Here is a 10,260-nt window from a genome sequence, read left to right as displayed (position 1 = left end):
TAGTTCTTAATGCACTATTACTTACTGTACCTCATGCACTTCGAAAATGCTGTATATTAACTAATTTAATAAATGGAATATTTAAAGCGCTTTCTTGAGTATGCTCTTGAGGCGTATGATGCTATTCGTGATGCTGACGATATAGCAGGGATTGCACGTAACACTGGATGGGCAGAGTTTCGCATTCGTCGGATCAAAAAACATTTATTTTATGATGAACACCAGTTGGATTACGATCTCGGATTTAACCGCTTTAGTCCTGATCCAGATATAGCAGATGCCTGGATTAGGTTACAGCGAGGTAATTTTAACCCTGAAGATTTGAGACTACTGGAACATGAATACTTTGAGTCGAGGTTTGAAAGCATTTTCTATACTGACTACCGTACAGCTCATGACGCAACTGAACGCTCTGGTCGTTTGTGGAGTCCCCCAGTAACATCAGCATAACTCAAATGAGTTAAAACTGAAGTATCGCAACTTTTACAGACCACATGAATCTGTTATGGCTTTTTACGTATTGATTTTAAAAGAAAAGGAGGATGAAATCGGCGTTACTTATCGCTTTGGGCCACATGAAGATCGTCTCGGATCTTTGTGGATAGATAAATTTAGTGGAGAAGTTAAAGAACTTCAAGAAACACCAGAGCAAAACTCGCAGGCATTTTTTCAACGAGCAGCAGTAAAGGTTTGGCAACATTGGAAAAAAGGATCTTTTCCAGAAAAAACATGTTGGGCATCCTGAGAAGAAATAATTGGGGATTGATAGTCTATCCACAGTGATAGGCTATCAATACTCTGTTATTCCTCACAAAGATACCTAGCGATCGCTCTTTTCGACAAGTTTAGTGGTCAAAAAGCTTACTTCAAAGTTCCCAAAACTGGCGCTACCTCAACCTCGGAAATTTGCGGAACCAAGAATCTATGAGCATAAATTTGGGGATTTGTTTGCGAGACTATAGCATAAGACTGGCGAAGATTAGCATTGACTGCAACAGTCTTCACATCGTACATCTGCATCGCCATTTTGGGATAGAAACCAATACCAATAATCATTAACAGAAAACAGGCAGCAATAAACACCTCACGCGGTCTAGCATCGTCGTAGACTGCTTCTTCTGGCACTAAGCAATCTGTACCAAAACAAACTGTTCCCTCATCTTCTTGATTTTCCGAACCTGCATTATTAATGTCGCAGATGAGCGCTGCACCCTGACCATAAAATACCTCTCGCAACATGGAAAGTAGATAGATAGGTGTGAGGATGACTCCAACTGCGGCGAGAAAAACTGTGACGGTGCAGAAAGTCGAACTGTAAACATCACTGCTTGTCATCCCAACGAATACTGAGAGTTCGCCAGCAAAGCCACTCATACCGGGAAGTGCTAAGGATGCCATTGCTCCAATTGTAAACAGGGCAAAGACTTTGGGCATGGCTTGAGCAATACCGCCCATATCTTTCATTACCATTGTGTGGGTGCGATCGTAAGTAACGCCTGCTAAGAAGAACAGCACCGATGCGATTAAACCATGCGAAATCATCTGCAACATGGCGCCGTTGATTCCCAAATCAGTGAAGGACGCAATCCCAAGCAGCACAAACCCCATGTGGGAAATCGACGAATAAGCTAAACGCCGCTTCATATTCGTCTGAGCAAAGGAGTTCAATGCACCATAGACAATGTTGACAACACCGAGAATAGCTAGAATCGGCGCAAAGTAAATGTGTGCATCGGGAAGCAACTCAAGATTCAGGCGAATTAGTCCGTATCCACCCATCTTCAGCAATACTCCAGCCAATATCATCGATACAGGAGAAGATGCTTCGCCGTGGGCATCAGGTAACCAGGTATGCATCGGGAAAACAGCAAGCTTGACACCAAATGCAACCAGTAACCCTGCATAAAGTAGCAGCTGTAGTCCAAGGGGATATTCCTTCTTAGCCAGGGCGGTTATATCAAATGTCATATCACCGCCGCCGTATAGCCCCATTGCCAGGGCTGCCACTAAAATAAAAATAGAAGCTGCTGCGGTATACAACAAAAATTTTGTAGCCGCATAGCGTCGCCTTTGCCCACCCCAAATGCAGACTAGTAGGTAGACGGGTATCAACTCTACTTCCCACATAATGAAAAATAGCAGCAAGTCTTTGGCAACGAACACCCCTACCTGTGCGGAATACAGCACCAGCATTAAAAAATAGAAAAGGCGGGGTCGGTGATCAACTTGCCAGGCTGAAAAAATCGAGAGTGTGGTGACAAATCCTGCAAGTAGCACAAGTGGTGCTGAAAGTCCATCGACCGATACTGCCCAGTTAAGACCCAACTGAGGCATCCAGGCATAATTTTCTACCATTTGAAAACTAGCACTGCTGGCATCGTAATGCTTCCAAAAGGCGTAGCACATCAAGGCGAAGTCTGCGATACCTATACCCAAGGCATACCACCGCACGCGCTTGCCATCTTTATCAGGCAGCACAGGGATAAGCAGGGAAGCAACAAGTGGCAGCAAGACAATCGCGGTAAGCCAGGGAAATTGATCCGCTATCATGTATATGAGAAAAAATACTTATTTGTTTGTCAATTATGTCATTGTACTAAACTATGTAACAAATTCTTCATAAATCTTTGTTCTAGTTAACGGCTTTGACTTAAAAATGGGGAGTGGGGAGTCGTGAAGAAAGATTTCCGTCTGTTCTTGTAAGCAGTTCATGATGGTTACTTAGTTGCTCACGGTACTAATCCAGCCCGCAAGGCGCGGACGGCAGCCTGTGTCCGGTCAGCAACACAGAGTTTATTGAGAATACCTCGAACATGAGTTTTTACAGTACCGACTGTTAAATAGAGCTTTTTAGCAATTTCTGCATTGTCACACCCGGCAACAATTAACTCTAAAACATCCATCTCCCTATGAGTTAAAGGATAGGTGACTATACTTTTCTCAACATCTGGGTCAATACCTTCAATCAGGACTCTTTTTCCAGATGCACCTCTGCTACCATCGGGGAAATCTTGACGTATTTGTTGTAGTACAAGGTCTGCGATCGCTGGATCGATCCATGAGCTACCTGCATGGGTCGTTCGCACAGCCTCAACTAGTCTTTCAGTTTCGATATCCTTCATGCAATAAGAATCTGCACCTGCTGCAAATGCTGCTAAAACTGCCTGTTCGCTGTTCTGCATGGTTAAAATTAGCAATTTTGTAGTATAATCTTCATTCTCTGCTTGATATTGCCTAAATGTGCGTGTTAGCTCAATACCATCCATGTCAGGTAAGCCGATGTCAATAGTAGCAACATCCGGCTTAAGACTTTTCAGAAGCTTAATGCCTTCGGCTGCATTGGCTGCTTCACCAACAATGTTAAAATCTGGCTGGGTTTGTAAGGCAGCCCGTAAGCCGATTCTCGTAAGGTTGTGATCTTCAATCACGAGGATATTGATTTCATTCATAGTTACTTAACTTTACTGTTATCTATCTAAAGTACAGATTAAAATAATCTCGTTCTTCTATCTGGGATCTTATACAAAAAGCAATGTAATTGGTATTGTTCACTTAACTTCATCTACCATTAGACATAAATAACCTTATCTTGTAAGTTTTTTTAAAGCAAGAGTTTCGATATGACAATAATAATTTGATTAAAAAATACTTTTATACATTAATCTCAGGATAGATATTTCATGGTAGACAATTTTTCATTGAAAATCCGGTAGCAAGCAAGAGTGGGTGACTATTAAATAGTTGCTTTTGCAGTGGCTACGATGATGTAAATAAAAGGGACGAAACTACCTCACCCTAAGACCCAGACACAGATATTGCTTGGATAACCAGACGGCTAAGATATTTGTTAAGACAATAGTATGCTAATACATTTATTAAACGAAGCCTCAGTGTAATCACTTAAAAAGGTTAGATTTTAATTTAGGAAACTTTAAACGAAAAGATGAATCCTTAATAATCTTAGTGCTGGTGAAGTAAGCTATTACTAGATTTGCGAGGGATAGCCAAGCACTTCTTTTTTTATTTAGCCATGTCTTTAACTAAAACTGTCAAAAAAGATAAAATTCTCGTTGTCGATGATATTTTTGACAATTTACTGGTGTTAGAAGCTGTCCTAGAAGATGAGGGCTATGAAATTAGCTTAGTCGAAAATAGCAAAATTGCTCTGGCTATGGTTGAGGAGTCGCCGCCAGACTTAATTCTCTTAGATGTAATGATGCCGGAGATAGATGGCTATGAATTTACTCGACGCATCCGGCAGAATCCGGCGTTGCCATTTATCCCCATTTTGCTGCTCACGGCTCACTATGCGTCTAGCGTTGTGGAAGGACTCGATGCTGGTGCAGATGACTTTATTCGTAAACCATTCGATCCTGATGAATTACATGCACGAGTGCGATCGCTCCTGCGCCTCAAACATAGTATCGATGAACGAGATCAGATGGCTAACCTGCGGGCAGATTTTGTCTCGCGTTTTACTCACGATTTACGCATACCACTGGTAGCTTCCAACCGTGTATTAAAATTATTGCTGGAAGGCAGGTTTTGCGATGTTTCGCCACAATTGCAAGAAATAATTAATACCATGATTGGCAGTAATCAAGACCTGCTGGAAATGGTAAATACCTTGCTAGAAGTTTATCGTCATGAAGCGGGCTGTAAAACCTTAAAAATTTCTCCCTGCAATATTCAGGAATTAGTTGGTGAAGTTTCTCAAGAATTAACTCCTTTAGCTGAAGAAAAAGGATTAATTGTAAATATTGATCTAGGTGAAATGGCAAGCACCGTCATGGGCGATCGCGTAGAACTGCGGCGAGTTTTGACGAATATTCTTGGCAATGCCATCAAATTTACAGACAAAGGTTCTGTAGATATTCACTGTTATCATACTCCGGCAGCTGTGACTATTGATATCCGAGATACAGGACCAGGAATTTCTAAACAAGACCAGGCAATATTATTCGAGCGATTTCGTCAAGGCAAACACCAACGTTCTGGTAGTGGTTTAGGACTATATCTATCTCGCTGCATTATTGAAGCACATCAAGGCACAATCGATGTGACATCTGAACCAGGGAAGGGTAGTACATTCACTATCCGTCTACCTGTAGCAGGTAAAAACTAAAAAGTAGGCAGACAAAAAATTATTGGTATGGTGCTGCCTTTACAAAGCCGCTCTAAATACCCGCTTTTTATGATAAGTAGGTAGGCACAAACAAACCTAACTATGTAACGAGATACAAAATGTTTGAAACCTCTGCGATTTCTTCTCTACGAGACGCTCCGCGAACGTTTCAATTCGTTATATACGTTATAGTTGCAATGACCAAATAACTATTAATTTATAATTCATAATTCATAATTCATAATTAAAGAATGGGTACAGCAGCCCACACTGAATTTTTAATGAGCGTGGTCTTAAAGAGCATCGAAAGTTCAGTAGCTCAAACTGATAGCACAGTGCGAAGGAGCCTGCGAACGTCTTTAAATTATGAATTACTAATTATTAATTATGAATTACATTGGTCTAGTTATGAATTTTCCCGCCTACCTACCTACTTAATTAAAATTACTGTGCTATTTATTCAGCAGTAACTTCTTTTTGTTGTATAAAACCAGTAATCCAACAAAACCTAATCCTAACAAAGCTGAAGGTTCTGGGACAGAAATGTTTTGTGCTGTCAAGCTGGTTTCATAAGAAACAGCCAAATTCCCCTTAGATGGAAGTGAGTAGCTAGCTTCAATAGGTTGCTCTAGCCCTTCTTGAGTAATGGGTATGGAAAAAGTGCCATCTAAGTTTTTTGCTACTACTTGACCTAGATATTCTACTGTAACATCATCGGTAATTGGTTTCCCTTCAGATAATACCTGAACTAGTAAGCTTTCACCTGGAACAACAGCTAAAGGGTTTTGTAGAGGTAGAATTTCTAATGGCAAATTGAATGGTTTGGCTAAAGCATCAGACCAATCATAAAAAGCCTTGGTATATTTGAGGTAATGACCAACATTATCATACTTAGGAATTTCCTGTTCTGTAATGCGGAGATATTCATTATTCGATAATCTGGCAAAATAGCCATTATCAAAAAAACCTTGGATAGCTGCTACATTTTTACCAGCAGTTAGAGATAAAGCATCTTGTTTTTGATCGAGATCAAAAGGAAGAATTTGTTTGTTAGTATCATAAACTATTGCTTGTTTGAATCTAGAGGTTTCATAAGTTTCTGGCCCATCTTCTGGATGTCCAAACAGAATATCATACTCGCCATTTTTGTAATCAAACCAGACAACATGCGCTGATGCTGGTTGGATAAAGCATGGCAAAATAGCTGCTGATATGAGCAGCGTTTTAATTTTTTGCAAAAACATTTTAACTCCCCTGATTACTTGGTTAAATTCATCACTAACGCTTTTAGAAAACCATATTTTTCTTTTCTGAACAATCCCCCTAACAGGGATAATTTTTTAATATTTAGATTTTCTTAAGATTGGCATACTTTATTTTTTTGTAGGACTTGTGACAGCATTTGGCAAGACAGCAAGCGGGTTGGCGAAAGTAGTGATCAGCAAAAATTTGTCACGAATCTTGGGCGGAAAGAGACATAATTTTTCAATTTTTAACTGAAAAGTAGTTTAGCTAGTGCAAGAATGCATAGAGAAGTCTAAAAGATGACTTTGAAGTACCCGCAGGGTGTAGAGGCTTCCAACCATTGGTGGTCGATAGTGCAGCGTAAAGCTTTCTCTTTTCCTTCTCCTATGGTCAGCTTGCTTCGACCTAGGAGTACGCCAACGGCATAGCTTATCTACGAGACGGACTCACGTTCGCTTAAAGCGAGTCCGCGTACTCAATTCTGGGTAAATGAGACGAGATGCTTCAAAATACTTTTGTCTTTAATCACTAAATAAGATTAGTTAAATGTCTGAACTTACGGATGAACTTCAATATATTTTGAATTGGTTAAAATCTACCAATCATGATTTCTTTGATTGTTACAATCCAGGTTTAACTCGCCAGCAGATTGACGAAATTACAAAGGATTTACCATTCAGGTTATCCGAAGAAGTATACGAACTTTATCAATGGCGCAATGGAACCGCCGATCTTGGCTATAACAATGGCTATCTACCACTCTATTTTTTGTTTCCTGAGCAATTAAGAGCCGATGTCATTTGTTCTTTTTGTTCCTTGCAAGATTCAGTTTATATTTACAAAACTATAGGAGAAGCTACTAACTATGATGATGCATATTGGAACCAAAAATGGTTTCCTATTGCTGAATATGAGACTAAAAGAAGGCTTTATGTAGTTGGCGATCTCGATCCATCTCCGGTTTATCTTTGGGATGTTGGTTGCCTTGAGGATTCAGTAAGAATATATAAAAATCTTCTTAGTATGATATCTGTAATTGCAGAGTGTTGTGAGTTTGGTTTATATCAAGTCATACCAGATGAAGATGGAGAGCAAGATGACATGATAATCCGAATAGATGAAGAAAAGCTAAAACTTGAAAAAGAGATATATCGAAAATATAACTCATAAGTTAAAAAAATATGAAGCTGGATAATAACCAATTGCTTACTTAGAAAAACTGTGATATTTAAATATTAATAAAAAAACAGCTTGAAGAAAAAGAATAATGAAGTACTTATTTATAATTTGGGTGCTTATACTCTCTTTAATCGCTCCTAGTGCAGCGATCGCTGACGAAAAGCCGCTAGCCTGCGGCAACGCCAAGGGCGAACATGTCTACGCTCAAGCAAGACAGCCCTATAGTTTAATATCTGGAGTTGGGACAATCCACCATCCAGTTTCCACTTCTAATCCCCAAGCGCAAGAGTTTTTCGATCAGGGATTAAATTTAATTTACGCTTTCAATCATGATGAGGCGGTGCGTTCTTTTCAATACGCTGCCAAACTCGATCCACATTTGGCGATCGCATATTGGGGTATTGCTCTAGCTCTAGGCCCTAATATTAACTTAGCAATCGACCCCAACCGAGAATTAGCTGCTTACCAAGCGGTACAGCAAGCTTTGGCACTTTCCACCCAAGCATCTGCCGAAGAACGAGACTACATTACCGCCTTAGCAAAACGTTACTCCCAAGATCCTGATGCAGATTTGTTTCAACTAGCGCTTTACTACGCAAAAGCAATGGCAACTCTAGTTAAGCGCTATCCAGATGATTTAGATGCGGCGACGCTTTACGCTGAAAGCTTGATGGATCTGCATCCTTGGCAGCACTGGACTAAAGATGGCAAGCCACAGCCAGATACAGAAGAAATTGTGGCTATTTTAGAATCAGTTCTCAAACGTAACCCGAATCATACCGGAGCTAATCATTACTATATTCATGCAGTAGAAGCCTCACTTTCCCCAGAACGGGCCCTTGTGAGTGCCAAAAGACTAGGAACCCTAGCACCAACGGCGGGACACTTGGTACACATGCCAAGTCATATTTTTTTTCGTGTAGGAGATTATGAAGGGGCAATGCAGGCAAACAAGCAGGCGATCGCTCAAGATGATATTTACATCAAAAAATATCAAGTCCAGGGCACTTACCCCATGATGTACTACAACCACAACGTATATTTTATTATGGTGGCCAGCAGCATGGCAGGAAGATATAAAGATGCTCTCCAAGCCGCAGAGACGTTAGTCGCAAATGCTACTGCAATTGACCCGTATGCACCAATGCTTGAGGGATTCCTGGGCAGCAAAATGCTGATTCAGACACGCTTTAGTGATTGGGATGCCATCTTAAAAACTCCCGTCTCCGATGCTAAATTGCCCACTACCACAGCACTTTGGCATTTTGCTCGCGGTATGGCAAGCGCAGCCACAGGCAAACTTGAAGATGCAGCAAGTGAAAGTGGGGCATTGGTTGCTGCCAAACAGGGAATTTCTACCGAAGCAACCATTGGCTTCAGTCCTGCCAGTCGCATTTTAGACATTGCCTCAAAAGTTCTAGACGCCAAAATTGCTAGAGAAAAGCATGATTATGAATCTGCCATTTTGTTGCTAGAAAAAGCAGTGGGACTAGAAGATACCCTTGATTACGTGGAACCACCAGACTGGTACTTTCCCACGCGAGAATCTTTAGGCAGTGTGCTTTTAGCTAAGGGTGACTATGCACAGGCTGAGAAAGTCTTTCGTGCTGATCTAGAAAAGTATCCCCATAATGGGCGTTCTCTATTTGGCTTGCAGGCAAGTTTAGAGGCACTGGGCAAACATAAGGCCGCTCAACTTGTCAAAGCCGAATTGGAAACAGCTTGGAAAGGTGATAAAAAGCAACTTGCTATAGCGAATATGTATTGAAGAAGAATTGACAATCCAGAAATCAGCTATCTTTCGACGCCGCGCGTTGGCGGAAGACGACGCATCAGAAAGCGGTTAGATAATTTTTATAACTCAAATTAGGATTGCTATATCCTTTATTTGTTGCCTGACTTTGCCTTTCATATTAAAATTTGGGAGTAATACTTTTGGTTAATACAGTCAAACGTTCAATTCGGATATTAAAGATGCGCCCCTGCATGTCTGATTTCCTTGATCACCCTACACGATTTATCTTCTTCCATTTCCAACCCTTTTTTGCGGTGGGCTGTACTTATGGTAGGTGGGGGCAGGTGATCGCGTTGGTGCGATCGCATCACTAGTTAATTATCTGTTAACGATCTACTGGATGCAGAGAGTTGGCTCGTATGTCATCCTAGATTAGGAGAGTTAATTTGGTGATGTCTTTGATTTTAGTATTGAAAGGCTTTTTCCTTTTAGTATTTACAGACTACTCAGAGAAATTAAAATCTCTACACAGTGATGATTTTGGAGAGAATCGATGTCAATTTATGTAGGTAACCTCTCTTATGACGTTACACAAGAAGATTTAAGTGGTATTTTTGCAGAATATGGTACTGTAAAACGGGTTCAAGTACCTACTGACCGTGAAACAGGTCGTCCACGCGGCTTTGCTTTTGTGGAAATGGGAACCGAAGCTGAAGAAGCAGCTGCCATAGAAGCTCTTGATGGTGCTGAGTGGATGGGTCGTGACCTGAAAGTGAATAAGGCTAAACCCAAAGAAGATAGAGGTGATAGAGGTTCGTTCGGTGGTGGTAGAGGAGGATACGGCGGTGGTGGCGGCGGTGGACGCAACCGCTATTAACGTTGGAAACAAAAAAACTTACCTAGAGTCTTAAGGTCAGACAAGGTGTCTGTCTTTTTTTTGTAATGTTAGTGCTTCCATAGCCATTGATGAAGTCAA

At 40.9% G+C, this 10,260-nt stretch carries 9 protein-coding genes; 6 read left to right on the top strand and 3 right to left on the bottom strand.

Going from position 1 to position 10,260, the window contains the following annotated elements:
• The first annotated feature begins 72 nt into the window (after positions 1 to 72).
• Both ACFE90_RS19295 and ACFE90_RS19290 read left to right on the top strand, forming a co-directional pair.
• The gene (locus tag ACFE90_RS19295) at positions 73 to 450 is read left to right on the top strand and encodes a hypothetical protein (protein ID WP_375503296.1); all 378 of its coding nucleotides are present in this window, start codon (positions 73 to 75) and stop codon (positions 448 to 450) included.
• A gap of 55 nt (positions 451 to 505) precedes the next feature.
• A complete protein-coding gene (locus tag ACFE90_RS19290; protein WP_229493246.1) occupies positions 506 to 745 on the top strand; it encodes a hypothetical protein in 240 nt (79 codons plus the stop codon).
• 116 nt (positions 746 to 861) lie between these two features.
• Here ACFE90_RS19290 and ACFE90_RS19285 read toward each other — a convergent pair whose 3' ends face one another.
• Positions 862 to 2,550: an NAD(P)H-quinone oxidoreductase subunit 4 gene (locus tag ACFE90_RS19285; RefSeq protein WP_375503294.1), complete on the bottom strand. Its 1,689-nt coding sequence runs from the start codon at positions 2,548 to 2,550 to the stop codon at positions 862 to 864.
• A gap of 179 nt (positions 2,551 to 2,729) precedes the next feature.
• Positions 2,730 to 3,449, bottom strand: coding sequence for a response regulator (locus tag ACFE90_RS19280; RefSeq protein WP_375503292.1), 720 nt, complete (start codon positions 3,447 to 3,449; stop codon positions 2,730 to 2,732).
• Positions 3,450 to 4,030: 581 nt separating this feature from the next.
• On the opposite strand from ACFE90_RS19280, the gene ACFE90_RS19275 reads away from it, so the two are divergent.
• Positions 4,031 to 5,125 (top strand): response regulator, encoded by a 1,095-nt coding sequence (locus ACFE90_RS19275; RefSeq protein WP_375503290.1) that lies wholly within the window; start codon positions 4,031 to 4,033, stop codon positions 5,123 to 5,125.
• A gap of 452 nt (positions 5,126 to 5,577) precedes the next feature.
• Here the strand turns inward: ACFE90_RS19275 and ACFE90_RS19270 are convergent, their stop codons facing one another.
• Complete coding sequence (locus ACFE90_RS19270) at positions 5,578 to 6,369, bottom strand: DUF4198 domain-containing protein (RefSeq protein ID WP_375503288.1); 792 nt, start codon at positions 6,367 to 6,369, stop codon at positions 5,578 to 5,580.
• Between the two features lie 547 nt (positions 6,370 to 6,916).
• Here ACFE90_RS19270 and ACFE90_RS19265 point away from each other — a divergent pair.
• From ACFE90_RS19265 to ACFE90_RS19255, 3 genes are all read left to right on the top strand, one after another.
• Complete coding sequence (locus ACFE90_RS19265; RefSeq protein WP_375503286.1) at positions 6,917 to 7,540, top strand: SMI1/KNR4 family protein; 624 nt, start codon at positions 6,917 to 6,919, stop codon at positions 7,538 to 7,540.
• Positions 7,541 to 7,637: 97 nt separating this feature from the next.
• The gene (locus tag ACFE90_RS19260) at positions 7,638 to 9,317 is read left to right on the top strand and encodes a hypothetical protein (protein ID WP_375503284.1); all 1,680 of its coding nucleotides are present in this window, start codon (positions 7,638 to 7,640) and stop codon (positions 9,315 to 9,317) included.
• Between the two features lie 520 nt (positions 9,318 to 9,837).
• Positions 9,838 to 10,161, top strand: a complete 324-nt coding sequence (locus tag ACFE90_RS19255; protein ID WP_109006946.1) for an RNA-binding protein — start codon at positions 9,838 to 9,840, stop codon at positions 10,159 to 10,161.
• The last annotated feature ends 99 nt before the right edge of the window (positions 10,162 to 10,260 follow it).

The organism is uncultured Nostoc sp. (genome assembly GCF_964245445.1).
In the GTDB taxonomy this organism is placed as follows: Bacteria; Cyanobacteriota; Cyanobacteriia; order Cyanobacteriales; family Nostocaceae; genus Nostoc.
This window is presented reverse-complemented; position numbering and strand designations above follow the sequence as displayed.

What these genes read in the sequence shown, in the direction of transcription:
- ACFE90_RS19295 (WP_375503296.1), top strand. Translation starts at nt 73, where the DNA reads ATGGAATATTTAAAGCGCTTTCTTGAGTATGCTCTTGAGGCGTATGAT.
- ACFE90_RS19290 (WP_229493246.1), top strand. Translation starts at nt 506, where the DNA reads ATGGCTTTTTACGTATTGATTTTAAAAGAAAAGGAGGATGAAATCGGC.
- ACFE90_RS19285 (WP_375503294.1), bottom strand. Translation starts at nt 2,550, where the DNA reads ATGATAGCGGATCAATTTCCCTGGCTTACCGCGATTGTCTTGCTGCCA.
- ACFE90_RS19280 (WP_375503292.1), bottom strand. Translation starts at nt 3,449, where the DNA reads ATGAATGAAATCAATATCCTCGTGATTGAAGATCACAACCTTACGAGA.
- ACFE90_RS19275 (WP_375503290.1), top strand. Translation starts at nt 4,031, where the DNA reads ATGTCTTTAACTAAAACTGTCAAAAAAGATAAAATTCTCGTTGTCGAT.
- ACFE90_RS19270 (WP_375503288.1), bottom strand. Translation starts at nt 6,369, where the DNA reads ATGTTTTTGCAAAAAATTAAAACGCTGCTCATATCAGCAGCTATTTTG.
- ACFE90_RS19265 (WP_375503286.1), top strand. Translation starts at nt 6,917, where the DNA reads ATGTCTGAACTTACGGATGAACTTCAATATATTTTGAATTGGTTAAAA.
- ACFE90_RS19260 (WP_375503284.1), top strand. Translation starts at nt 7,638, where the DNA reads ATGAAGTACTTATTTATAATTTGGGTGCTTATACTCTCTTTAATCGCT.
- ACFE90_RS19255 (WP_109006946.1), top strand. Translation starts at nt 9,838, where the DNA reads ATGTCAATTTATGTAGGTAACCTCTCTTATGACGTTACACAAGAAGAT.